This is a genomic window from Bradyrhizobium sp. BRP20, assembly GCF_020194215.1.
GTDB lineage: Bacteria > Pseudomonadota > Alphaproteobacteria > Rhizobiales > Xanthobacteraceae > Bradyrhizobium > Bradyrhizobium yuanmingense.
Window position 1 is genome coordinate 583,219 of the sequence record NZ_JADYVY010000001.1, and the last position, 22,260, is coordinate 605,478.

Annotated in this window: 22 protein-coding genes and 1 tRNA gene; 10 read left to right on the plus strand and 13 right to left on the minus strand. The window is 65.0% G+C overall.

Annotated elements, in window-relative coordinates; genetic code table 11:
• Positions 1 to 106: 106 nt before the first annotated feature.
• On the plus strand, positions 107 to 739 hold the full coding sequence (locus I6F33_RS02785) for a LysE family translocator (RefSeq protein WP_225140993.1): 633 nt from the start codon (positions 107 to 109) through the stop codon (positions 737 to 739).
• A gap of 54 nt (positions 740 to 793) precedes the next feature.
• The gene (locus tag I6F33_RS02790; protein ID WP_036021404.1) at positions 794 to 1,204 is read left to right on the plus strand and encodes a GFA family protein; all 411 of its coding nucleotides are present in this window, start codon (positions 794 to 796) and stop codon (positions 1,202 to 1,204) included.
• Positions 1,205 to 1,209: 5 nt separating this feature from the next.
• On the opposite strand, the gene I6F33_RS02795 is transcribed toward I6F33_RS02790, so the two are convergent.
• Positions 1,210 to 1,962 carry a sulfite exporter TauE/SafE family protein gene (locus tag I6F33_RS02795; protein ID WP_036021408.1) on the minus strand — a complete coding sequence of 251 codons (753 nt, stop codon included), beginning with the start codon at positions 1,960 to 1,962 and terminating at the stop codon, positions 1,210 to 1,212.
• A 99-nt stretch (positions 1,963 to 2,061) separates the two neighbouring features.
• Between I6F33_RS02795 and I6F33_RS02800 the strand changes: the two genes are divergently transcribed.
• Positions 2,062 to 2,952 (plus strand): LysR substrate-binding domain-containing protein, encoded by an 891-nt coding sequence (locus I6F33_RS02800; protein WP_036036666.1) that lies wholly within the window; start codon positions 2,062 to 2,064, stop codon positions 2,950 to 2,952.
• A 252-nt stretch (positions 2,953 to 3,204) separates the two neighbouring features.
• On the opposite strand, the gene hisN is transcribed toward I6F33_RS02800, so the two are convergent.
• Together hisN and I6F33_RS02810 are read right to left on the minus strand one after the other, a co-directional pair.
• On the minus strand, positions 3,205 to 3,987 hold the full coding sequence (hisN, locus tag I6F33_RS02805; protein ID WP_035997821.1) for a histidinol-phosphatase: 783 nt from the start codon (positions 3,985 to 3,987) through the stop codon (positions 3,205 to 3,207).
• A gap of 523 nt (positions 3,988 to 4,510) precedes the next feature.
• A complete protein-coding gene (locus I6F33_RS02810; protein WP_036021434.1) occupies positions 4,511 to 5,401 on the minus strand; it encodes an N-formylglutamate amidohydrolase in 891 nt (296 codons plus the stop codon).
• A gap of 333 nt (positions 5,402 to 5,734) precedes the next feature.
• Between I6F33_RS02810 and cpdR the strand changes: the two genes are divergently transcribed.
• The 4 genes from cpdR to I6F33_RS02830 all read left to right on the plus strand — a co-directional run bounded on the left by cpdR (position 5,735) and on the right by I6F33_RS02830 (position 7,182).
• The gene (gene cpdR / locus I6F33_RS02815) at positions 5,735 to 6,094 is read left to right on the plus strand and encodes a cell cycle two-component system response regulator CpdR (protein WP_007597092.1); all 360 of its coding nucleotides are present in this window, start codon (positions 5,735 to 5,737) and stop codon (positions 6,092 to 6,094) included.
• 74 nt (positions 6,095 to 6,168) lie between these two features.
• Positions 6,169 to 6,243: transfer RNA gene (locus I6F33_RS02820), tRNA-Val, on the plus strand.
• A 214-nt stretch (positions 6,244 to 6,457) separates the two neighbouring features.
• Positions 6,458 to 6,931 carry an L-2-amino-thiazoline-4-carboxylic acid hydrolase gene (locus I6F33_RS02825; RefSeq protein ID WP_225140995.1) on the plus strand — a complete coding sequence of 158 codons (474 nt, stop codon included), beginning with the start codon at positions 6,458 to 6,460 and terminating at the stop codon, positions 6,929 to 6,931.
• A gap of 8 nt (positions 6,932 to 6,939) precedes the next feature.
• On the plus strand, positions 6,940 to 7,182 hold the full coding sequence (locus I6F33_RS02830) for a hypothetical protein (protein WP_225140997.1): 243 nt from the start codon (positions 6,940 to 6,942) through the stop codon (positions 7,180 to 7,182).
• Positions 7,183 to 7,193: 11 nt separating this feature from the next.
• On the opposite strand, the gene I6F33_RS02835 is transcribed toward I6F33_RS02830, so the two are convergent.
• The 3 genes from I6F33_RS02835 to I6F33_RS02845 form a co-directional block, all read right to left on the minus strand.
• Positions 7,194 to 8,051: a glyoxalase superfamily protein gene (locus I6F33_RS02835; RefSeq protein ID WP_249789814.1), complete on the minus strand. Its 858-nt coding sequence runs from the start codon at positions 8,049 to 8,051 to the stop codon at positions 7,194 to 7,196.
• Positions 8,052 to 8,258: 207 nt separating this feature from the next.
• Positions 8,259 to 8,735 carry an NUDIX hydrolase gene (locus I6F33_RS02840; RefSeq protein WP_057028200.1) on the minus strand — a complete coding sequence of 159 codons (477 nt, stop codon included), beginning with the start codon at positions 8,733 to 8,735 and terminating at the stop codon, positions 8,259 to 8,261.
• 80 nt (positions 8,736 to 8,815) lie between these two features.
• Positions 8,816 to 9,907 (minus strand): enolase C-terminal domain-like protein, encoded by a 1,092-nt coding sequence (locus I6F33_RS02845; RefSeq protein WP_225140999.1) that lies wholly within the window; start codon positions 9,905 to 9,907, stop codon positions 8,816 to 8,818.
• Positions 9,908 to 10,099: 192 nt separating this feature from the next.
• Between I6F33_RS02845 and I6F33_RS02850 the strand changes: the two genes are divergently transcribed.
• Positions 10,100 to 11,662, plus strand: coding sequence for an adenylate/guanylate cyclase domain-containing protein (locus I6F33_RS02850; protein WP_035997835.1), 1,563 nt, complete (start codon positions 10,100 to 10,102; stop codon positions 11,660 to 11,662).
• 201 nt (positions 11,663 to 11,863) lie between these two features.
• Here the strand turns inward: I6F33_RS02850 and I6F33_RS02855 are convergent, their stop codons facing one another.
• The 3 genes from I6F33_RS02855 to I6F33_RS02865 all read right to left on the minus strand — a co-directional run bounded on the left by I6F33_RS02855 (position 11,864) and on the right by I6F33_RS02865 (position 14,953).
• Positions 11,864 to 13,090 (minus strand): ABC transporter substrate-binding protein, encoded by a 1,227-nt coding sequence (locus tag I6F33_RS02855; protein ID WP_225141001.1) that lies wholly within the window; start codon positions 13,088 to 13,090, stop codon positions 11,864 to 11,866.
• A gap of 134 nt (positions 13,091 to 13,224) precedes the next feature.
• Positions 13,225 to 14,154 carry an alpha/beta hydrolase gene (locus I6F33_RS02860; protein WP_225141003.1) on the minus strand — a complete coding sequence of 310 codons (930 nt, stop codon included), beginning with the start codon at positions 14,152 to 14,154 and terminating at the stop codon, positions 13,225 to 13,227.
• 229 nt (positions 14,155 to 14,383) lie between these two features.
• Positions 14,384 to 14,953, minus strand: coding sequence for an alpha-ketoglutarate-dependent dioxygenase AlkB (locus I6F33_RS02865; protein WP_074447687.1), 570 nt, complete (start codon positions 14,951 to 14,953; stop codon positions 14,384 to 14,386).
• A 79-nt stretch (positions 14,954 to 15,032) separates the two neighbouring features.
• Here I6F33_RS02865 and I6F33_RS02870 point away from each other — a divergent pair, with 79 nt between their 5' ends.
• Positions 15,033 to 15,173, plus strand: a complete 141-nt coding sequence (locus I6F33_RS02870) for a hypothetical protein (RefSeq protein ID WP_167361649.1) — start codon at positions 15,033 to 15,035, stop codon at positions 15,171 to 15,173.
• Here I6F33_RS02870 and I6F33_RS02875 read toward each other — a convergent pair.
• From I6F33_RS02875 to I6F33_RS02885, 3 genes are read right to left on the minus strand one after another with little or no spacing between them, the layout of a single operon-like run.
• On the minus strand, positions 15,170 to 16,756 hold the full coding sequence (locus I6F33_RS02875; RefSeq protein WP_225141006.1) for an ATP-binding protein: 1,587 nt from the start codon (positions 16,754 to 16,756) through the stop codon (positions 15,170 to 15,172). The genes I6F33_RS02870 and I6F33_RS02875 overlap by 4 nt on opposite strands.
• Positions 16,753 to 17,457 (minus strand): response regulator, encoded by a 705-nt coding sequence (locus tag I6F33_RS02880; protein WP_225141008.1) that lies wholly within the window; start codon positions 17,455 to 17,457, stop codon positions 16,753 to 16,755. Before I6F33_RS02880 ends, I6F33_RS02875 begins: the two co-directional genes overlap by 4 nt.
• A 19-nt stretch (positions 17,458 to 17,476) precedes the next feature.
• A complete protein-coding gene (locus I6F33_RS02885; RefSeq protein WP_225141011.1) occupies positions 17,477 to 18,982 on the minus strand; it encodes a DUF4153 domain-containing protein in 1,506 nt (501 codons plus the stop codon).
• A 188-nt stretch (positions 18,983 to 19,170) separates the two neighbouring features.
• On the opposite strand from I6F33_RS02885, the gene I6F33_RS02890 reads away from it, so the two are divergent.
• Positions 19,171 to 20,514 carry a glycoside hydrolase family 3 N-terminal domain-containing protein gene (locus I6F33_RS02890; protein ID WP_225141013.1) on the plus strand — a complete coding sequence of 448 codons (1,344 nt, stop codon included), beginning with the start codon at positions 19,171 to 19,173 and terminating at the stop codon, positions 20,512 to 20,514.
• On the opposite strand, the gene I6F33_RS02895 is transcribed toward I6F33_RS02890, so the two are convergent.
• Positions 20,511 to 22,133: an ABC transporter substrate-binding protein gene (locus I6F33_RS02895; RefSeq protein WP_225141015.1), complete on the minus strand. Its 1,623-nt coding sequence runs from the start codon at positions 22,131 to 22,133 to the stop codon at positions 20,511 to 20,513. The genes I6F33_RS02890 and I6F33_RS02895 overlap by 4 nt on opposite strands.
• Positions 22,134 to 22,260 lie beyond the last annotated feature (127 nt).

Sequence of the window (22,260 nt, forward strand, 5' to 3'; positions counted from 1 at the left end):
CGCATTGCAAATTCGAGGTAAATCCTGCGCAATCCCGGCGGTGGACGGGAACGGGCGAACCGACTAAGCGGAACCAGGACCGCCAGGACGGCAGCGGAGGACCTTCATGCTGGGCATTCACGAGATCGGGCTTTTCATCCTCTCGGGCGTGGTGCTCAACATCACGCCGGGGCCGGATTCGGTCTATGTGATCGGCCGCAGCATGCAGATGGGCTGGCGGGGCGGCGCCGCTGCCGCCCTGGGCATCAGTTGCGGCTGCTTCGTCCATGTCGCGGGCGCGGCGATCGGGCTTTCGGCTCTGCTGATGGCCTCGTCCACGGCCTTTTCGATCCTGAAGCTGGTCGGCGCGGCCTATCTTGTCGTGACCGGGCTTCAGATGCTGTGGTCGCGCCCGACGCTGGCTTCAGACCTGGACGAGCCGGTGCGGAGCTCATTGCAGCGGGTCTTCCTCCAGGGCGTCTTCACCAACGCGCTCAATCCCAAGGTCGCGCTGTTCTTCCTCGCCTTTCTGCCGCAATTTGTCGCAGCGGATGCCCCGCACAAGCCGCTCGCCTTCCTGACGCTCGGCCTGATCTTCATCTTTACGGGGACGCTGTGGTGCCTGGTGCTGGCGGCGTTCGCCGCCAGAGCCGCCTACCGGCTGCGGCAGTCCGAGGGCGCGATCGCCTGGGTCAACCGCGCGCTCGGCGGCCTCTTCATCTATCTCGGCATCCGCGTCGCCATGCTGGAGACACGGTAGCTCCTTCTGGTGAATGAGAAGCGGTCCGATCGAGGCTGCGCTCGGGAGGTTTCGATGATCCGTGGAAGCTGTCTGTGTGGCACCGTGCGGTTCGAGATCGAGAAGGTGCGCGCGCTGACGCACTGCCATTGCGTCAATTGCCGCAAGCTGAGCGGCGCGGCCTTCGCCACCTACGCGCATGTCGATGCCGACAAGTTTCGCTTCGTGGCGGGCGAGGACATGACGGCATCTTACGAATCCTCGCCGGGCAGTATCCGCTACCGTTGCAGGACCTGCGGCTGCCCGACGCCGGGCAAGGCGAGCTATCTCCCGACCGTCAGCATTCCCGCTGGCCTGCTCGATGACGACCCGGAAGTCCGGCCTCGCCTCCACGTTTTCACCTCGTCGCGCGCGTCGTGGTGGACAATCCAGGACGACCTGCCCCAGCACGAAAAATGGGTGCCGGGCTACGGGCCGAAATCGTAAGGCGCTTAAGCGAATTCCTTCGCCAGCGCGCTCCCGGCGAGGTAAAGGCCGAGCAAGATCATCGCGATCAGGAACCAGCGGCGAAACGCCTCCGCCGGCATCCGCGCCCGCACCGATTGGCCGATGAACATGCCGGCAAAGGCCATGGCGAGTCCGATCGCGCCCGGCACGACATTGGCGGGCGTGAGCAGTCCGACCGCAGTCAAATTGAAGGCGAGCGCCAGCGTTGCGGTGGTGAAAAACACCCCAAGCGCCTGCACCAGCTCGTCCTTCTCCATGCCGATCGCCTGCATGAACGGCATCGACGGGATCACCTGCACGCCTGTTGAGGCCGAAATCACCCCGGTGATGACGCCGACCACGCCGCCGACCCATTTCTCGTTCTCGGGCGCGACGCGGAAGTGGAACTTGTTCAGTCCGATCACGGCGTAGACGACGAGCAGGGCGCCCAGCACGATCGTGCCGTAGCGCGCATGCGGCCCGGTCAGCGCGCCGGCATTGAGCCAGCAGCCGACCACGGTGCCGATCATCAGCGGCCACAGCCGCCGCAGGATGTCGCGCAAATGCGGGCCGACGAAGGTCTGCCAGATGTTGGTGACGATGGCGGGAACGATGACGATGGCGATGGCGCGGCTCGGCGCCATGCTCACGGCGAGCAGGCCCATCGACACCGTCGGCAGGCCGAGCCCGACCACGCCCTTGACGAATCCGGCGAGGAGGAACACGGCGGCGATGAGGATGAGCAGCGGGTCGATCATGCCAGCACATTGACCGAAGCCGCGCGGGCGCACAATCTGGAGGTTACGGAGAGAGCCTTCGGCCTCAACGAAGGCTCAGGGAGCTCAGGGAGACATCGCATGCGCTTCGACCTGGTCGATCTCCAGCTCTTCATCGCGGTCGCCGACCAGCGCAGCATCACCCGCGGCGCGGAGCGCTCGCACCTCGCGCTGGCCTCGGCCAGCGCGCGCATCAAGGGGCTCGAGGATGCGCTCGGCGTCGCGCTGCTCAAGCGCGGCCGCCGCGGCGTCGAGTTGACCGCGGCCGGCGAGAGCCTGCTCGATCATGCCAGGCTCGTGATCCATCAGATCGACGCCATGCGCGGCGATCTCGCCGGCTTTGCCAGCGGCGTGCGCGCCAGCGTGCATTTCCTCGCCAACACGTCGGGCCTGTCGGAGCATCTGCCGAAGGCGCTCGCCGGTTTCCTGCGCCAGCATCGCGACGTCGCCGTCGACATCGAGGAGCGCGAGAGCACCGATATCGCGGCGGCGATCACCGCAGGCGCCGCCGATCTCGGCTTCGCCGCCGAGCACGCGCTGCCCGAGCATATCGAGCGCTTTCCCTTCAGCGAGGATCGCCTGACGCTGGTGACGTCGAAACGCGGCCCGTTCGCCGGCCGCCGCCAGATCGACTTTCAGGAGGCGGGGGCTTGCGACTTCGTCGGCCTCACCAGCGCCACCGCGCTCCAGATGCACATCTCGAAGCACGCTGCGCGGCTCGGCATGCGGCCGCATTTCCGCGCGCGCCTGCGCGACTTCGACGCGATCTGCCAGATGGTCGCGGCCGATGTCGGCGTCGCCCTCGTGCCCGAGGCCGCCGCCCGCCGCTGCGCCAGGACCATGCCGCTCGCCATGGTCCGCCTGCGCGATGCCTTCGCCAACCGCCGCCTCGTGATCTGCGCGCGCAGCTTCAAGGCGCTGCCGAAGCCGGCCAAGCTGCTGGTGGAGCATTTGCGAGCCGAGGCGGTGTGAGGAGCTGTTACCCTCCCCTGGAGGGTCAGGGCAATCGCAATTGAATTTTGCAGAGGTCGTCATGCCCGGGCTTGTCCCGGGCATCCACGTTCTTTGTGCCGCGTGGAAAGGCGTGGATGGCCGGACAAGCCCGGCCATGACGCTGCCATAGCGGCATCTCATATGCGATAGCCCTGCCCTCCAGGGGAGGGTAAGACACCTACCTCGCCATCTCCGCTCCCGCGTCGGTGATGCAAGCCCTCCGCCCGCGCGCTACTGGTTCAAAAGCTTCAACGCTGCCTCGTGCACCCGTGCGTCGCCGGCGGCGATGATGCGGCCGCCGCCTTGGGCCGGCTTGCCTTCCCAGGTGGTGACGACGCCGCCGGCGCCGGTCACGATCGGAATCAGTGCCGCGATGTCATAGGGCTTCAGCTCGGTCTCGACCACGAGGTCGACGTGGCCCGCGGCAAGCATGCAATAGGAGTAGCAGTCGCCGCCATAGCGCGACAGCCGCGCGCTCTTCTCGATGTGGCCGAAGATGGCGCGGTCGCGCTCGTTCATCAGCAGCGGGCTGGTGGTGTAGGTCGTGGCCTCCGACAGCGAAGCGCAGCGGCGGACCTGGAGCCGGCGCTCGCCCGACGGCCCTTTATAATTGGCCGAACCGTTGTCGCCGGAAAACCGCTCGCCGATGAAGGGCTGGTGCATCATGCCGAACACCGGCGTGCCCTTGTGCAACAGCGCGATCAGCGTGCCCCAGATCGGAAAGCCACCGATGAAGGATTTGGTGCCGTCGATGGGGTCGAGCACCCAGACATAGTCGGCGTCCTCGCGCTCGTTGCCGAATTCCTCGCCGACGATGCCGTGCTGGGGAAAGTTGGCCTTGATCAGCCGCCGCATCACCGCCTCCGCGGCGCGGTCGGCCTCCGTCACCGGGTCGAAATCCTTGGTCTTGCTCTTGTCGTCGATCGACAGCGAGGTGCGGAAGAACGGCAGGATGGTTTCGCCGGAGGCGGTGGCGAGCCGACCGATGAAGGCGGAGAAGTCGATCACCGTCACAGGCGAAATCCTCGAAGCGAAGTTGGAGAGCTTGCCTCCTGCCTAGCTCAATTCGCCTGCCGCGTGCAGCGCTGTCTTGATGTTGCTCCCTGGTATTTTGGATGCCGGGGCGGGCTGCCCCATTCCAGTCATCTGCTGGCCAAATATCGATCATGGAGTTGAAATCTTAGTTCCGACCTTGCCTTGTTCGTATGCAAATGACTATCAACTCATTGAATTCGCTTATCAAAGAAACTGAATCTGGGTTTCCATAGAAGCAACTGAGCCATGTGCGATTTGCATGGGAAACCGCGCAAAAGCCCTTGCACTTTGTGCGGCGCGGTCGCATATTGTTGCGGTGCGGTAGCGCCTCGCGTTACCGCTGCCCTCCTTGGGCGTTTCCTCCCTAGACTTGGGCCGCTTGCGTCATTCGCGAGCGGCCCTTTTTTCTGAGCCCCGCCGTTTTCATTTGGGGCGCGCAAGCTTGCGAAGCGAAAACGCAGTCGCGCGCAAGGCCTCGTCGTTTCAGAGAAGAAGCTGCGTCCTATTCCGCCGCGGCCTGGAACGGGCCGAGATCGGCGAACGGAATCGTGGTCGCCAGCACGTCGGCGAGAACGCCGAAGTCGGAGGCCACTTGCGCAAAGCGAGCGCTGCGCTCGCGCCGCCGCTCGTCCATGTAGATCGCGCGGTTGAGCTCGAGCTGCACGGCGTGCAGGCCGCTCGCGGGATTGCCGTAATGCTCGGTGATGAAGCCGCCGGCATAGGGCTTGTTGCGGCCGATCGAATAGCCGAGCCCGCTCATGGTCTCCTCGACGCGATCGGGCAAGAGCGGCGTGCAGCTGGTGCCGTAGCGATCGCCGATCACGACGTCGGGCCGGCGCGGCTCGTCCCTGCTGACGCCGACCGACGGCATCGAGTGGCAGTCGACCAGCACCACCGTGCCGAACATCTGGTGCACCTTGTTGATCAGCCGGCGCAGCGCGCGATGGTAGGGCTTGTACAGCGTCTCGATCCGTCCCAGCGCATCGTCGACCAGAAGGCGGTCGCGATAGATCTCCTGGCCGTCGCCCACCACGCGCGGAATGGTGCCGAGGCCGCCGGCGACCCGCATCGAGCGCGTGTTGGCGAAGCTCGGCAGCCGGCCGGTGAACATGCGCGGGTCGAGCTCATAGGGCTCGCGGTTGACGTCGACATAGGAGCGGGGAAAGTTGACCCGCACCGTCGGAAAGCCGCGCGCGCTCAGATGGCCGATCAGCTCATCCATGAACGAATCTTCCGACCGTCGCAGCGTGGGCAGGTCGATCCGCGACGCCGCCAGGAATTCTTCAGGATAGGTCGAGCCGGAATGCGGCGAGTTGAAGATGACGGGCGCGCGCCATTCGGCAGGCTCGAAGATCTCGAAGGCTGGCGACATGTCGCCGTCAAAGCGGGTCATCTTCTCAGGCTTCGTCCCTTCGTGCCGCACGATCCGGACAAGCTCCGGGTCCAATGATTCGGCCGATCTCGCGGCTCTTATGTGTCGTCATTGTCCGGAATCGCAACCATTCTGCCAAGCGAAAAGATGTCATGGCCCCTTGGAACACGTCTTAACCGTGCAGGCATCGGGATGGGGACGCGCCGGTCCGGCTCGATTGATCTGGACCTCGTTCCGGTCCACAAAGAGCCGGCAGCGGGGCCGGCGCAGGGTTAAGATTTTCACCCCAAATTTACCCTCTGTCGGGCTTAGTGACCTCTGCTGATATCCTCTGGGGATTCGACGTTTCCTGCCATGCCAAAGATCCTGCTCGCCGAAGACGACAACGACATGCGCCGTTTCCTGGTCAAGGCGCTGGAAAACGCCGGTTTTCAGGTCTCGTCCCACGACAACGGCATGGCCGCCTATCAGCGGCTGCGGGAAGAGCCGTTCGAGATGCTGTTGACCGATATCGTGATGCCGGAAATGGACGGCATCGAGCTCGCCCGCCGAGCCTCGGAACTCGACCCCGACATCAAGATCATGTTCATCACTGGCTTTGCCGCGGTCGCCCTGAACTCGGATTCGGACGCCCCCAAGAACGCCAAGGTGCTGTCCAAGCCGGTGCATCTGCGCGAATTGGTCAGCGAAGTGAACAAGATGCTGGCGGCCTGAATCGGCCTCCTTCCGTCCTTGCGCCGGCTCCCCTGAGCCGTTATAGGGACCCCACCCGACACAAGTGGACTTTAGGGCACGTAGCTCAGCGGGAGAGCACTACCTTGACATGGTAGGGGTCACAGGTTCGATCCCTGTCGTGCCCACCACGCTTCGCCTTCGGCTTCGCGTGGCACAGCCTGGAAGATTGCGGCGAAGCGTGTCCGGCGTAGCTCGAAGAGCGAAGACGGACTGGTGCGGCTTGCTCGAAAGCTTCTAGCCCGTTGCAGCGACGCGCAATCCGGCCGCAGTTTCCCGGCCGCTGTCCCGGATGACCCTGCACTCCATCCGGGCTACAATGACATCTCCGACACGAGGCCGCCCATGACCGTGTCCGTCATCGAGCAAGCGAAGATCCAGGCGCAGGTGCTGGTGCCGCTGATCAAGACGTTGCAGGCCGAGCTCGGCGAGGCGCGCGCCAATGCGCTGGTGCGCAAGGCGCTCGGCGATCTCTATCGCGGCTTCGGCGAGGCGTTCTGGAAGGCCAAGAACGAGAGCAATCTCGGCAAGGCCGTGTCGTCGGCCTTCAAAGCTTATGCCCGCGACGATGCGCTCGCTTATGACGTGATCGAACAGACGGCGGACGCCTTCGCGTTCGACGTGACGCGCTGCGCCTATGCCGAGTTCTACAAGGCCCTGGGCGAGCCCGAACTCGGCTTCCTGCTGATCTGCACCGCGGACTTTGCGACCGCGGAGGGGTTCGGTCCCGACGTCAGGCTCACGCGCACGCAGACCGTTATGCAGGGCGCCTCTCATTGCGATTTCCGCTACCGCCGGGATGGAGGCGGATCACAGTGAGAGGAGCGATGCGGACGATCGGTCTCGCCATGGCGATGCTGGTGCTGATGGCGCCCCGCGCCGACGCCGCGATCGTCGGCTGGCAAGCCGAGCTCCAGCGCTGCCGCAGCTTGCGCCAGAACGTGGCGCCGCTGCTTCAGGCCGGCGAGGGGATCTCCGCCGTCGGCCGCTCCAGCAGGTCCGTCCGCCGCTGCATCTGGATCCAGCGGATGGCGGTGCGGAAGAAAATTCCCGGCGCGGAGGTGTGGTAGCCTGACCGAGCTCATGGCCCCGGCGTGACGAAGGCGGAGATGATCGTGCCGTCGTTGCCGAGCGCGATGTGCCAGTGCGAGGCTGCGCCACCCTGATGCCAGACGGAATAGACGTCCTGTCCTTGTGCGTTCACACCGAGGAATTCGATCGAGGTGATCGGACCCATTTCGGCAAGGCCCGGCTGCAGGCGCGGCAATTGCTTGCGTGTCGCCTCGGCCAAGTCGGCGCTCATCTCGCCGTAATTGGGCTGGCCCGATGCGACGCTCTCGATCAGACGGCGAAGCGCGGCTGCGGTCCCGGGATTGGCGGACCGGCTGCTCATACGAGACTCGATCGCGCGTTGGAGCTCTTGCGCCGTGCTCGTGTCGATGCGTGGCATGGTGTGATCGTTGCCGTGCTGGCGCAGGATCACGGCGGTAGGCACCCCATCCGGCCCGAGGGTGAACCGTAGCTCGACATCGATCTCCCGCGCGGCGAATTCTGTTTCGCCCACCGCGTAATATGGCGCCGAGCTTTGACCGCTCAGCCGTCCGGACAGATGGTCCTGTTCACGCGTCACGGTGAAGACGGCGCTATGGAATTGGTATGTTCCGGCATAACGATCCAGCACCGCCTGCGGCAACTGAATTTCTTTGGCTCTCGAGCGGAGCTGATCCGCAGCATCGGTCTTGGCACTTTCCTCGTTGCTGCGGCCCGAGCGGGCCTGCTCCGCGGAACGGATTCGGGCCGCCAGGACATTCCAATCGGCCAACCCGAACAACCTCGCGACGAGTTCGAGGCTCTCACTGACCGTGAGGGAGACCGATCGGGCGTTCAGGGAGTCGCGGAGCGTCTGCGCCATGGCTTTGGCGTCGCGGAAATCGCGCATACTCTGTTCCTTTGCAATATGAACGGAGAATGTCAGGGCTTGCGTTACTGACCCGTTCGCGTGAGCAAAGGAAGCGGGCGGCGGTCCGATACACTTCACCATACCCCGAAGGGCGCAAGCGGCCGGCGGTATCAACCTTTCGAAAAGTTGCTTGAGAGCGCCATGCTTGTCAACCGACGTCGTCGGCGTCTCGACAAGGATCACGCATCATTCTTCCGTTGATGCACGACGCGCAGGCTGCAGCAGCAAGTCCTTCAGCCCCGTCGGATAGAGCTTCGGCCCGCCGTCCAGGTCGAGATCGGCAAGGTCGAACCACCGCGCGACGATCTGCTCTCCATTGTCCTCGCGGAAGTCGATGCGCTCCCGGCCGGCGAATGCGCCATCCGGAAACGCGACCTCCGCGATGTACATCACCTCGTGCCCGGTCGATCCCTCGTGCACAAAGATGTTCTCCAGCATCAAGGGCTCACCCACGATGCCGACGTCGATGCCGAGCTCTTCGTTGAATTCCCGCACCAAGGCCGCGCGCCAGCTCTCGCCGAACTCGATCTCGCCGCCGAGCGGGCGCACGCCCTTGATCCGCCCCGCATCGTCGCGCACCTCGGCCGCCAGCAGCCGCCCGCCGCGCCAGTGCAGGCCGATCGCGACGACGCGGATGCGGGGATGTGGGCGCCATGTGGTCATGGCGGATCGTTAATCCGTGTCGCATGCTTTCGCAACGAGGGAGGAGATCGTGTGCTTGCGATGGCGAGATGAGAGACCCGTCACTCCACCAGATACTTTTTCACCGCCGCCTCGTCCCACGCGATCCCGTTGCCCGGCTCCTCGCTCGGCAGCGCAAAGCCGTCCTTGATCTGCAGCCGCGTTGCCAGCACCGCGTCGGCCCAGTCGACATATTCCAGCCAATGCGCGGTCGGCGTCACGCAGAGCAGATGCGCGCTGACTTCAGAGAACAGGTGCGACGACATCTCGATGCCGGCAGCATGGGCAAGCGAAGCGGCGCGGAGCCAGCCGGTGACGCCGCCGATGCGCTGGACATCAGGCATCACGTAGTCGCAGGCCTCTGCCGAGAGCGCGGCTTGCATGGAAAACGCGCTGTCAAAATTCTCGCCGATCTGGACCGGCGTCTGCAGCGCGTCGGCAATGCGGGCGCAGCCGGCATGATCGTCGTGGCGGATCGGCTCCTCGATCCAGCTGAGGCCCTCGTCGTCGAGCATCTCACCGCGGCGGATCGCTTCGGTGACCGTCAGCGCCTGGTTGTAGTCGCACATCAGCGTGACCTCGTCGCCGACGGCTTTGCGCACCGCGCGCACCACGGCGAGGTCCTCCCGCGCATCGCTTCTGCCGATGCGGATCTTTGCGGCGTGAAACCCCTCGGCCAGCAGCTTGTGGGCTTCCTCCACCGCGGCGCCCGCCGGCATGATGCCGAGCCCCTTCGAATTGTAGGCGCGCACCGGCTTCGGCGTGCCGCCGAGCAGGCGGGCGAGCGGCAGGCCGCGCGAGCGCGCCAGCGCGTCCCATGCCGCCATGTCGATGCCGGATTGCGCCAGCCGCTGCAGGCCGGCGAGGCCCAGCAGCGTGAAGCGCTGGCTCAGCTTGCGCTCGATCTCGAACGGCAGCAGCTCGTCGCCGGCGACGAGGTCCGACATTTCCGTGACCATCGCCGCCAGCGGCTTCAAGGCCGAGGGCGTGAGCGAGAACAGATAGGAATGACCTACCGCGCCGTGGTCGGTCTCGCAGTCGATCAGCACCAGCGGTGCCTTGGCGACCGCCCCGGTCGCGGTCTGGAGCGGCAGGTTCATCGGCACGATCACGGGACGTGCCTGGAAGCGCTTGATGCGGACGGTCTCGGTCATGGCTCTCTCCCGGCGGAGCGGATGCAGGTCGGCGCCGATCTTAAGCATCCGTGATCAAACGAAAAGGCGCTTGCTGCGACCACCATAAAATGGGGTTGCGCCGGCCGGCAATTCTTGGCTCTGTGCCGCCGCATGCATTGTCTCGGATTCTGGAAGGATTTGCGACAAAATCGCACAGAACGGAGCCACAGGGTGAAACAAGAGATCTCCGAACAACAGCGCAAGAGTGGCATTCTCACCGGCGCCGTGATCGTCTTCCTCCTGCTCGCCCTGCCGGTCGCGGTGTGGCTGGACCTGACCGAGCTCAGCAAGACGGCGCTGCGCCGGCAGGCGATCGATCTCAACTCGGTGATCACGAGCGTGCGCAGCTACTACGCCTCCAACGTGGTCGGCCGCGTGCTGGCCAATCCGAACGGCAGCACCAAGGTCGTTCACAACTACGAATCCGTGCCCGGCGCGATCCCGATCCCGGCGACGCTGTCGCTGGAGCTCGGCCGGGTGATCGGCGCCCAGCAGGAGAACATCACCTATCGCTTCGTCTCGGACTTCCCGTTCCAGAACCGCGCTCCGCACCAGCTCGACAAGTTCGAGAAGGACGCGCTCGATGCGCTGCGCCGGGATCCCGAGCAGAAGATCGTGGAGACCGAGACCTCGCTGTTCAACGACAAGGTCCGCCTGGTTGCGCCCGTCACGATGGGTCCGGCCTGCGTCAGCTGCCACAACAGCCACCCCGAGAGCCCGAAGAAGGACTGGAAGGTGGGGGATGTCCGCGGCATCCAGGAGGTGATCATCGCCCAGCCGATCGCCGCCAACATCTTCTCGTTCAAGTTCCTGCTGGCCTATTTCGTGATCGCCGCCGGGAGCGGACTGGCGTTCCTGTCATTGCAGCGACGTCAGGCGCGCCGCATCAAGAACATGAACAAGGAGCTCGAATCCGCCAACGACTTCCTGGCCTCGCTGTCGATGAAGATCTCGCGCTACATCCCGCCGCAGGTCTACAAGAGCATCTTCTCGGGCCAGAAGGACGTCACCATCCACACTGAGCGCAAGAAGCTCACCATCTTCTTCTCCGACATCCAGAACTTCACCGCCACCGCCGAGCGGCTGCAGCCGGAGCAGCTGACCCAGCTCCTCAACGAATATTTCACGGAAATGTCGGCGATCGCCCACGAATATGGCGGCACCATCGACAAGTTCATTGGCGATGCCATGCTGATCTTCTTCGGCGACCCCGAGACCAAGGGCGATCGCGCCGATGCACAGGCCTGTCTGCAGATGGCCTGGCGCATGCAGCAGCGCCTTGCCGAGCTCAATGCGAAATGGCGGGCGTCCGGCATCGAGCAGCCGTTCCGCTCGCGCATGGGCATCAACTCGGGCTATTGCAATGTCGGCAATTTCGGGAGCGCCGACCGTATGGACTACACCATCATCGGTGCGGAGGCGAACCTCGCCGCGCGCCTGCAATCGATCGCTGAGCCCGGCGGCATCGTCTTGAGCTACGAGACCTTCGCCCTCGTCAGCGACATCGTCCGCGCGCATGCGCTGCCGGCGATCACGATGAAGGGCATCAGCCGCGAGGTGATCCCCTATTCGGTGGATGCACTGAGCGACAAAGCTGCGGAGAACAGCGGCATCATCACCGAACGCGCGCCGGGCCTCGAGCTCTATCTCGATCCCGCCGTGGTGAAATCAGGCGACGCCGCACGCGTGCGCTCGCTGCTGGAGAACGCGCTGGCCTCGCTCAAGCCGGCGTGAGGGGAGCTTCTTACCCTCCCTGGAAGGGGAGGGTCGATCGCGCGTAGCGCGAGCGGGGTGGGGTGATCTCTCCCCTCGGGCGGTGTCGGATGTGGAGACACCGTCACCCCACCCCGCTACGCATTCCGCTTCGCTACATGCGTAGCGACCTACGGGCGAGCTACGCTCGTCCCGGACCCCTCCAGGGGAGGGTAAGTGACCTCACCTTGCCGCCCCTTCCGTGAACGCCGTCTCGATCACATCCCCAAACGGCTGCCACGACCGCCCGTCGAACTGCACCAGCCGCATCTGCCGGATCGGCAGGTAGCGACTGGGCGAGGTGTTCATCCTGATGTTGGGCAATGCGACCGAAGGCTGATAGTCCCTGAGCGAAGCCGCCTGGCGCATGATGTTGTCGCGTGAAAAATCGTCGCCGCATTGCTTCAGCACCTGCGTCAGCGCCTCGGCCGCGGCGTAGCCATAGACGGCCGCACTGTTGTTGGTGCTTTCGACCCGATGGTATTTGTCCATGAAGGCGAACCAGTCCTTCATGCCGGGATCGTCCTTCCAGGCGGGATCGCTCGGATCCTTCAAAAAGGCCGCCGAAATCACCCCGGCAGAGTTTTCCAGCCCCGCGGGCGCCATCGCGTTGGCGATCGAGGCGGAGGCATCGTTGACGATGAAGACCGGACGCCAATTCAGGGACGCTGCCAGCTTGATCACCTTGGATGCGGTCGAGGGCACGCCGAGGAAGACGAAGATGTCGGCGCCGGCGCGCTTGAGGATCGAGACGTGCCCGTCGAGATGCTCGTCGGCAAGGTCGAAGGCGATGTCGACCAGGACGTGACGGTTGAGATCGCCGAGGCCCTCCTGGATACCCTTGTAGAGCATGCGCCCGAACTGGTCGTTCTGCCAGAGCACGACGATCTTCTTCCTCGGGTAAGAGGCCTGGATGTAGTTGGCATAGATGCGCCCCTCCGACCGGAACGACGGCTGCCAGCCCATGGTCCAGGGAAACGCGCTCGGCTGGCTCAGCTCCTCGTCGCCGGAGGCGACGAACAGTTGCGGGATCTTCTTCTCGTTCAGGTACGAGCGCGTGACGAGATTACCGGGCGTGCCGAACGAGCCGAACATCAGGTGCACGCCGTCCTTCTCGACCAGCTTGCGCGTCAGCTCCAGCGCGGTCGCCGGATCGGAATTGTCGTCGCGGGTGATGAAGCGGATCTTGCGGCCATTGATGCCGCCGCGCGCGTTGACCATGTCGAAATAGGCCGCTTCCGCCTGGCCGATCGCGCCGAATTCCGAGAGCGGCCCCGAATACGGCATAACATTGCCGATGCGGATTTCCTGGTCGCTTGTGGGTTGATCCGAGTGCTGCTGCCGCGACATCGCGCCCAGCGATGCGATGGCAATCACGGAAACGAACAGCATCCTGCCGATGACGCGCATGTTCGATGCCTTGTGGTTGGCCCCCAACGAGGTCGGCTCAATCCCCACCAAGGCCGCTTGATCTAGGTCAAGCGTTTGGCAATCGTGTGGCTGTCGCGCTTCGATGAAAGCGGCAGGCGTGCTGCCGCAACGCGTTACGGCAACCCTCGCGCTTCCAGCTGACGCACCAGCAGCAGCGTCGGCTCCGCGAGGCTGTCGCCGGAACCATCGAGGCCGAAGGCGTTCGCGATGCCGTCGCGGCTGCGCAGCAGCGTGCTGCGCGGGCAATGGCCGGCGCCGCACAGCGTCTTCTTCAGCGTCTCGCCCTGCGTCACGAGGCCGGCGGAATCGTCCGCGGCCCAGGCCAGCACGATCGGCACGTCGACATTGAGGATGCCGGGGAATACCGAGCGCTTGTCGTACTGGGTGGCATCGCCGCCGAGATAGGCCTTCTCGCTGTCGCTCGCGTCCTTGCCGACGCGGTAGATCCCGGACACCAGCACCACACCCGCGACGTCGGCGCCCGCGGTCTGCAGCTCGGGATGCGCCAGCATGGTCGCGACGTGGAAGGCGCCGGCGCCGTAGCCGACCGCGACGATCTCGCGGGCATCGCCGTTGAAGAGGTCGATATTGCCATGAACCCAGGACAGCGCCGCGGCCACATCGGACGCGCCGGCCGGCCAGGTCGCCGCAGGCGCCAGGCGATAATTGACGCGGACCCCGATCATGCCGTTGCGCGCGGCAAAGCACATCGCCTGGTCCTGGATCTGGCGCGCCAGCTCCGGCGCTCCGCGGTCGCCGGTGAAGGTATCCCCCGTCACGAACAGCAGCACCGGCCGCGGCGTATCGGCCTTGGTCGCGCTGGCCGCGACATCGAGCACATTGGCCTCGCTCTCGCCATAACGCAGGCCGCGCGAGAAGGTGACCTGCTCGCATAGCCGTGCGGTGCCGCCTGCGGTGGTGTCGGAATCGGTGAGGCCCGCCTGCACGAGACCCGAGGGCGGCGGGAGCCGGCCCGGCACGGGTCCGTGCGCGAAGGCCGTGGTCATGGTCAGAAACAGGAAAAATGTCAGATAATTCTTCATGGATGTGGCGGCCTTGCGGGGCTCCATATCGGCTCGCTGATCTGGCCCGTCTTTTCAATTCATCTCATTAGTCAGCCGGCCTTGAGGCGAATTCGCGGCACCTTGGATGCGCAGCCGCCGTTTATCCCGATCCGTCAGGCCGTTGTCCAGCGCCGCCGAGGCTCGCGCCTGAAACGGCTTTCTACTGTGCATGGGGTTGTTTTCGCACCTTTTGTTTTGGCCTGGTCCGTCAGGCCCGCTTCATCGTCCGGAAGGTGATGGAATAGCGCCGCGCCGCGACCGGGGGGATGCTGTGCTCCCACTGCGACCGCGCCTCGCCGTCCATCATGTAGAGCGAGCGCGGCAGGGCGGTGAGCGTATGGCGCTCCCACTTGGCGCCGTTGCGGCGGCGGAAACGGAAAGCGCACGGCGAGCCCAGCGACAGGCCGAGCACCTTGTCGAAATGCGGCTTGTCGCGATGCCAGCCGATGCCGACGCCGACCTCGTATTCGGTGCACAGTACCTGCCGGACGCCGGCCTCCGGCAGCCCGGCCCAGGCCTCGACCTGGCGCGCGACCGGCCGCACCCAGTCCGGGATCGGATCGGCCTCGGCGAGACGCTGCAGCGTGTAGTCATAGCGATAGCCGAACGACGCCACCCGGCGGTTGCCCTCGAACGCGCCGAACTGAAAGCGCTGGAGCGGCAATGCTGCGATGCGGCCGATCAGATCCTGCTCGGCGGCATGATCGATAAAATCGTCCGTGTAGTGAAGGCCGGTCGGGCCTTCCTGCGGGTCGGCGAACAAACTTAGCTGCGTCATGCCTCGCATTTCCGTGATGGAACCTGTTGGCGGCTGATGCGACTTATCTATGACGCGGGAAGAAACGTGCGAGGCTGTCATGGCAGAGAAGCATACCGCCGATCCGGTTGAGATCATGCGGGCGACCGGTCATCCTGAGTTGGAATACGCCGCCGGTTGGACCATCGCCGGTCTCGCCACCATCGGCACCATCGTCGCCGTCTGGGTCTTTGCGATCTAGGCAACCGGAAACTGGAGCTCGAAGGCTGCGCCCTCGTCGGTCGGCTTAAGCCTGATCGAGCCGCCATGGCTCGCCATCACCGCGCGCGCGATCGCCAGCCCCATCCCGGTGCCGCCCTGATCGCGGCGCGTGGTGAAGAACGCATCGAAGATCCTGTCGCGGTTCGGCGCCGAGATCGGCTCGCCGTCATTGCTGACCGTCACGAGCACGGTCGTCCGTGCGTCGACCGCCTCCAGCCTGATTGTCCCGGCCTTGTGCCGCACCGCATTGTCGGCGATGTGCGACAGCACGATCAGCGCCTTCTCCGAGGACATTCCGATCGCCCGGTCGAGGCTGCCGCTGGCCTCGATCGCGCTTGCCGGAAACCGGCTTCTGAGATCGGCGATCACGGGCGCCAGCTCGGTGCGCTCGTTCTGCGGCAGGCTCTCGGCGCGGGCGAGCTCCCGCAGCCGCTGCGCCATCGCCTCCAGCCGCTGGGTATCCGACAGGATGTTGGCGATGAAGGTGTTCTGCTCGGCCGGCGTCAGGCCCTCGGCCTTGCCTTGCACCGAATCCTGCAACAGCTCGGCTGCGCCCTTGATCGAGGTCAGCGGCGATTTCAGCTCGTGGGTGAGATGGGCCGAAAAGGTCGCGATATAGTCGGAGCGCCGCGCCAGCTGCTCGGCCATGCCGAGGAAGCTGTGCGAGAGCTGGGCGAACTCGCGCGTGCCGTAATGCTTCAGCGGCTGGAACGCCTCCCGGTCGCCGCGGCCGATTCGGGCGGCGCGGTCGATCAGCTCGCGCATCGGCAGCGTGATGGTGCGTGAGAACACGAGGCCGATCGCGATGGTGCCGAGGATGACGGCAAGGCCGGCCAGCACGAACTTGGCCCGCTCCTGGTAAAGATGGTCGAAAATGTTGCTCGGCGTGCGCGTCGTGTAGATCACGCCGGCGACGCGGTTGTTGACGATGACGGGCATCGCCGAAAACACGTGCACGCCGAGGCCGCGGCTGAAGGAATAGATCGGCGGCGGCGGCTTGTCCGGCACGCGGTTGCGTAAAGTCGCGCGGTATTGCCCGTGCAGGGCGTCCGCGACTTCCTCGATATGGGCGAGCGACTGCCCGACCTCCTGCCGCCCGGCAATCACCACGCCTTGCGGATCGAGGATGCGAAAGCCGGCCAGCGTCACCTTCTGGGTCTCGCGGATGATCGGCGTCAGCCTGGCGCCGATCTCGACATAGGCTGGCTGCGGTGCTTGCGGCGCGGGCAACGCGTCGGGTCGCCGCCGCAGGAGATCGTTCGCGGTGAGGTCGAGCGCGGGGCGGATCGGCGTGACCTGGTCACCGGGATCGGGCAGCACGCCCGGCGGCACCTCGGCGCCGAGCACGAGGCCGCTGTCGAGCCGGGCCGTCACCTCCTGCGCATAGATCGTCGCCAGCACGCGGCTCTGTGCGATCAGCTCGGCCTGGGTCTGGCGGATCAGCTGGTTGTCGTAGAGACGGAAGAAGAATAGGCCGACCAGCGGCAATATGCCGACCGTCGCCAGCACCGTGAAGATCACGAGGGTGAGCGACGGCCGCCATTTGTCGGGCGCGGCGCTCATGCCTCTTTCTCGCAGCGGCCGAGCTTGAAGCCGACGCCGTGGATGGTCTCGATCACGTTGTCGCAAGCAAGCGCCGCCAGCTTGGCGCGGATGTTGCGGATATGGCTGTCGATGGTGCGGTCGGAGACCTGGATGTTGAGCTGGTAGGCCGCGCGCATCAGCTGCTCGCGGTTGAACACCAATGTCGGCCGGGTCAGGAACGCGCGCAGGATGCCGAACTCGATCGCGGTCAGCTTCAGCGGCGTGCCGGCAAAGGACGCGACATGCTGTTCGGGATCGATCAGCAGCCCGCCTTGCGTCAGCGCGGTGGGCCCGGCCTTGGCCTCGCCGTTGCGCGGGCTAAGGCGGCGCAGGATGACATTGACCCGCGCCACCAGCTCGCGCGGGCTGAACGGCTTCGTCACGTAGTCGTCGCCGCCGATCTCGAGGCCGAGGATGCGGTCGATCTCCTCGTCGCGCGCCGACAGGAACAGGATCGGCACGTCGGAGCCTTTGCGTATCTCGCGGCAGACGTCAAGGCCGTCGAACTCGGGCATGCCGATGTCCAGCACGATGAGATCGGGCCTGTCGGCGGCAAAGCGGAGAAGCGCCTCCTTGCCGTCGCGGGCCTCGATCACGTCCATGCCGGCCTTCTTCAGGGCGACGCGGATGACCTCGCGGATGTGGCCTTCGTCGTCGACGATGAGAATGCGATGCGCCAAGAAACTCTCCGTGTCCTCGTCAACTCGCCGGCTGGCTGCCGGCCTGAGCTTTCGCCTCGGCGTCCAGCCTGCGCTGGAGTCGCCAGTTGCGAAAGCCCCAGCTTCGCCAGGCCAGGTCCTGACGCTGCTGTTCTACAAGGCGGTCGCGGCGTGACACAAGGCAGCCCTCTTTGACGGCGGGCCGTAGCGCGATCGCCTTGTCGATGGCTGGCACCGCCTGCGGCCCGAGCATCAGGAGATAGTCGATGTCGATCTGCACGCCTTTTCCCGAAACTTCCCGGCTGTGGACGACATTGTAGTCGGCGATGAAGGCGTCGAAGTTCACGAGCGAGCAGCCATAGAGCACGATAGCCAATGCGGCGAGATTGGCGCCGATCAGCCATTGATTGGACCTGTCGAGCACGATGCGCGCGACGATCAGGATCAGGCCGATCGCTACCAGTCCCATCCAGACGAACGCTGCAATCCGCCAATAGGTCAGCATGTAGATGTCGACATAGAGATCGAGCCGGCGGATGGAGGAGACGACCAGCAGCACGTTCTGTCCGACCCAGAGATAGACCAGCGGCCGGATCACCTTCGATTTCTCGGCCGGCCCGCCCGGACGCATCGCCACCAGCACGAAGGCAGCGGCGAGGAGGGCGGTCGCGATCAGCGGATAGGCGCCGCGATGGGCGTAGGCCGCATAGGTCATGTTGTCGGGCAGCGCCGCGTGGCCCCAGAGATAGATGCCGTCGAGAATGGACTGTGCCGCGAACAGCAGGTTGAACAGGATCAGCGAGCGCAGGATGGTGGAGGCGCCGAGAAATTCCGCCGAGACCAGGGGCGGCTGCGGTGACACGGGGCCCTCGGCCACGGCGGCGGCGAAGATCGCCCTGCGCCGCCAGCGCACATGGATGAACGGCCAAACCAGAGCCAGCATCAAGGTCCAGAACAGGACGCGCCACATATTGACATGGTTGAAGATGACCTTGGGATTGAGCAGGGACACCCATTGCTCGATCACCGGATTGGCGGCGGCGAACAATGCGATGAAGAGGGTGCTGAGCGCAGCGGGCATCAGCCAGAGCGCGATGCCGCGGGTGAACGCCGACATGTTGAACATCTGGGGCGCCTCGAGGAAGAGCCTGAAGGGACCGACCAGGAGGAAATTGCACAGCGCGCGGGCGCGGTCGGTGACCCCGGTCGTATCAGGATTGGTCGCAAGCAACAGCGCAATCGTCAGCGACGCGACGAGGATCAGGAAGGACAGCGTGTTGAGCTCCTCCACGGCCGGCGCGAGGCCGGCGGCGACGATGGCCCCGCTGATCATCGCGCGCCGCCAGTCCAGGGCCGCGTGATTGAACAGCAACGAAACGCAGGCGGTCGCGATCGCAAACAGCGCCAGCGACAGCCCGATCCGCTGACCGTAGAACAGCCAGTCGGCGAGCCCGGCCAGCAGCAGCGCCATTGCGAGCTTGGCCGACAGTGCAGAAGGCCTGATCGGTTGGATGTCCGTCGTCGACGTCGAAGCCAGGCTCGTCATGTCCAGAAAGTCTCCGTGAATGGTGGCATCACGAACTCTGAACGGTGCTTGCGCAGAAGCCGCGGCCATCGTCTGCACGGTTTCAGGAGTCTTTTGCAGTTTTCGTGCAGGCGCGCTTTTGCCTCTCGCGCGGCGCGATTCGCCTTGCTAGGTGCGAAACATTCATCGCCCATCGCACCTGGTGCATCATGCAATTGCTCAACCGCATCGGTCTCGCCCTGCTCTGGCTCGCCGCGCCGCTCGCTGCATTTGTCGCCGCGAACAAGAACGATCCCTATCTGCTCGTGCTGCGTGGCGCCGGAAACATTTCCCTTGTCGTCGCAAGCATCGCAATCGTCGCTCTTCTGCTGCGCGGAGGTCACTGGCGCACCTTCGCCGGCAAGGCGCTCGTCGTGCTCTGGTGCGTGCCGCCTGTCTTGATGTCCGCCGCGCATCTGAAGTTCGAGCTGCGCAAGCATGACGTTCTCGGCGCCGGCGCCGCCGAAGCGCGGCAGCTCGGGCCGCACTTCATGGTCGGCTATTCCTCCTTTCCCGAGGTCGCGCGTCTCGCCAGGCAGGGCCTGATCGGCGGCGTCTATGTCACCCGGCACAACATCCGCGGCCGCGCCATCGAAACGTTGCGGGCCGAGATCGCGGCGCTGCAGGATCTCAGGCGCGCAGCCGGCCTGCCGCCACTGATCGTCGCCGCCGATCAGGAGGGCGGCATCGTCGGGCATCTTGCGCCGCCGCTGACGAAAGTGCCGGCGCTGGCGACGCTCACGGGACTGGCTTCCGATGAGCAGCAGGCCAAGGCCGAGGAGTTCGGCCGCATCCACGGCCGCGAGCTCGCCCACGTCGGCGTCAACCTCAATCTCGCGCCGGTGCTCGACCTCAAGCCGCCGGCGCGGCGCAACCGCCTCGATTTCCACACGCTGATCGGCCAGCGCGCGATTGCGAGCGATCCCGCCGTCGTCAGCACCATCGCGAGCGCCTATGTGCGCGGGCTGGAAGAGACGGGCGTCGGCGCCACGCTCAAGCATTTTCCCGGCATTGGCCGCGTGCGCGCCGACACGCATCACTTCAGCGCCAATCTCGACACGCCGGTGAAGGAGCTGGAGGCAACCGACTGGCTCCCGTTCCGCGAGGTGCTGTCGCATTCGCGCAGCGCCCTCATGGTCGGCCACGTCACGCTCACAGCCGTCGATCCCGATCGCGCCGCCTCGCATTCGAAGCGCGTCGTCGATGGGATCATTCGTGGGACGTGGGGTTACCAGGGCGTGGTGATGACCGACGACCTCATCATGGGCGCGATCTACCAGAACGACGTCTGCAAGGCCGTGGTCGAGGCGATCAATGCCGGCGTCGATCTGCTGCTGGTCGCCTATGACGGCGCGCAGTTCTACCGTGTCTTTACCTGCGCCCTGGAAGGATCGCGACAGGGCAGGCTCGACGCGGCGATGCTGCATGCGAGCAGCGCGCGCCTGGAGCGCGGCTTTTCGACCATGCAGGCACGAGCTGCCTCACGCGCCATCAGCGTCGCCCGGCAGAACTAGCCCTTCGCGAACTGGCGGTAGTCCGGTTCACGGTGAAACCAGAATTCGTAGCCGGAGATGCCCTTTTGCATGGCAACGTCGTGGATCGGCTGGTTGAGCGGAACCACGGGGACGTCGCGCATACAGAGCGCGATGAAATCCTTCACCGTCCTGTCGTATTCGGCGGCATCGGTGGTGAAGCGCGCCTTGTCGATCAGGGCGTCCATCTCCTTGTTCTTGTATGAGGAGATGTTGAAGATCGAGTTGTTGCCGTGGAAATTCCAGTAGAAGTAATATTCGGGATAATCGAGCCAGCCGCTGAAGCGGTTGAGCGCGAGCGGCAGCTCCTTCTTGTTCAGCGTCGTGCGCCAGTTCGCGCCGGGAATCTTTTCGATTGCCGCCTTGATGCCGATCTTGGCGAGATTCTCCTGGATCAGGATCGCGGTCGGCTCGCCGACGGTGGCGGTGCCTGTGTCCAGCGACAGCGTCGTCTCCAGGCCGGCTTCGAAGCCCGCTTCCTTCAGCAGAGCCTTGGCCTTGTCGAGATCGGTGACGTAAGGAAACGGTTGCGGCCACACCGGCTTTGAGACTTCGGCGGTGCCGCCATACATGGGAACGGCGCGGCCGAAGAAGGCGCTGGTCTGAATCTGCTCGTACGGCATGGCCCAGGCGATGGCCTGGCGCAGCTTGACATTGTCGAACGGCGGCTTGGCGGTGTTCAGCGCGACGTACCACAGCGCGTTCGGGATCGGCACGCCCGAGACCTTGACCTTGCCCTCCTTGATGATCTGCTCGAAATCGCGCGGGGCAAAGCCGCTGGAAATATCCGCATCGCCCCGCTCCAGCATGGCACGCCGCGTGCCGGCGGAGGGAACGTCGCGCGCGATCACGCGCTTGACCTTCGGCAGCGGCCCGCTCTTCCAGTCGTCGAAGCGCGTCAGCACGGTCTCGCTGCCTGGCTTCCAGCTCTCGATCTTGTAGGCGCCGCCGCCGGCCTCGTTGTTCTTCAGCCAGGCCAGCGCCCACGGGTCTTCCGGCGTCGCGTTCTTCCTGGCGAGCTCGGAATTGATGATGAAGGGCACGACGACGGCCACGTTGAACAGCAGCATCTTGTCCTTGCGGACATAGTCGATACGGAAAGTGTGGTCGTCGACCACCACGAACTGCTCCGGCTTTTCCAGCGATCCCGCCGACATCTGGAAGGTCGGAAAGCCGCCGACCTTCACGGCGCGGTCAAACGACCATTTGACGTCCTTGGCGGTCACAGGCGTGCCGTCGTGGAATTTTGCGTCCTTGCGAAGCTTGAAGGTGCAGGACATGCCGTCGGCGGCGACCTCCCAGCTCTCGGCGAGCTCGGGCGCGAGCTTCTCGCGGTCATACGACAACGTGCCGTCCGGCAGTGTCTTGGAGGCGTAGGTGAGCAGGCGGTCGTAGCAATTCCAGGACAGGCCGTTCACGGTCTGGTTGGAGCCGACGCCCTGCATGTCCAGCGAATTCGGCCCCAGCTCCTGCACCACCAGCAACGTCTCGCTGCGTCCCTGCGCCCAGGCAAGACGCGGCGCAAAGGCTGCCGTACCGGCGACACCGAGGCCGCCGAGCATGACGCTCCGGCGGTTCAAATCGAGGGGTGAAATGCTCAAGAGTGCCTCCCGTTCCGGAATTGTCCGGCATCGAGAGGCAAGCTGTATGCCAGAGCCAAGAAGCCCCAAGCCGCCCCGCGACAAGGCGAGGCGGCTTGGATCGATAGGTGTTGCGCGTCGGCGCGGA

Bases quoted from the DNA above. Each gene is read 5' to 3' on its own strand.
- I6F33_RS02785 (WP_225140993.1), top strand. From the start codon at position 107: ATGCTGGGCATTCACGAGATCGGGCTTTTCATCCTCTCGGGCGTGGTG.
- I6F33_RS02790 (WP_036021404.1), top strand. From the start codon at position 794: ATGATCCGTGGAAGCTGTCTGTGTGGCACCGTGCGGTTCGAGATCGAG.
- I6F33_RS02795 (WP_036021408.1), bottom strand. From the start codon at position 1,962: ATGATCGACCCGCTGCTCATCCTCATCGCCGCCGTGTTCCTCCTCGCC.
- I6F33_RS02800 (WP_036036666.1), top strand. From the start codon at position 2,062: ATGCGCTTCGACCTGGTCGATCTCCAGCTCTTCATCGCGGTCGCCGAC.
- I6F33_RS02810 (WP_036021434.1), bottom strand. From the start codon at position 5,401: ATGACCCGCTTTGACGGCGACATGTCGCCAGCCTTCGAGATCTTCGAG.
- cpdR (WP_007597092.1), top strand. From the start codon at position 5,735: ATGCCAAAGATCCTGCTCGCCGAAGACGACAACGACATGCGCCGTTTC.
- I6F33_RS02825 (WP_225140995.1), top strand. From the start codon at position 6,458: ATGACCGTGTCCGTCATCGAGCAAGCGAAGATCCAGGCGCAGGTGCTG.
- I6F33_RS02830 (WP_225140997.1), top strand. From the start codon at position 6,940: ATGCGGACGATCGGTCTCGCCATGGCGATGCTGGTGCTGATGGCGCCC.
- I6F33_RS02835 (WP_249789814.1), bottom strand. From the start codon at position 8,051: ATGCGCGATTTCCGCGACGCCAAAGCCATGGCGCAGACGCTCCGCGAC.
- I6F33_RS02840 (WP_057028200.1), bottom strand. From the start codon at position 8,735: ATGACCACATGGCGCCCACATCCCCGCATCCGCGTCGTCGCGATCGGC.
- I6F33_RS02845 (WP_225140999.1), bottom strand. From the start codon at position 9,907: ATGACCGAGACCGTCCGCATCAAGCGCTTCCAGGCACGTCCCGTGATC.
- I6F33_RS02855 (WP_225141001.1), bottom strand. From the start codon at position 13,090: ATGCGCGTCATCGGCAGGATGCTGTTCGTTTCCGTGATTGCCATCGCA.
- I6F33_RS02860 (WP_225141003.1), bottom strand. From the start codon at position 14,154: ATGAAGAATTATCTGACATTTTTCCTGTTTCTGACCATGACCACGGCC.
- I6F33_RS02865 (WP_074447687.1), bottom strand. From the start codon at position 14,953: ATGACGCAGCTAAGTTTGTTCGCCGACCCGCAGGAAGGCCCGACCGGC.
- I6F33_RS02870 (WP_167361649.1), top strand. From the start codon at position 15,033: ATGGCAGAGAAGCATACCGCCGATCCGGTTGAGATCATGCGGGCGACC.
- I6F33_RS02875 (WP_225141006.1), bottom strand. From the start codon at position 16,756: ATGAGCGCCGCGCCCGACAAATGGCGGCCGTCGCTCACCCTCGTGATC.
- I6F33_RS02885 (WP_225141011.1), bottom strand. From the start codon at position 18,982: ATGACGAGCCTGGCTTCGACGTCGACGACGGACATCCAACCGATCAGG.
- I6F33_RS02890 (WP_225141013.1), top strand. From the start codon at position 19,171: ATGCAATTGCTCAACCGCATCGGTCTCGCCCTGCTCTGGCTCGCCGCG.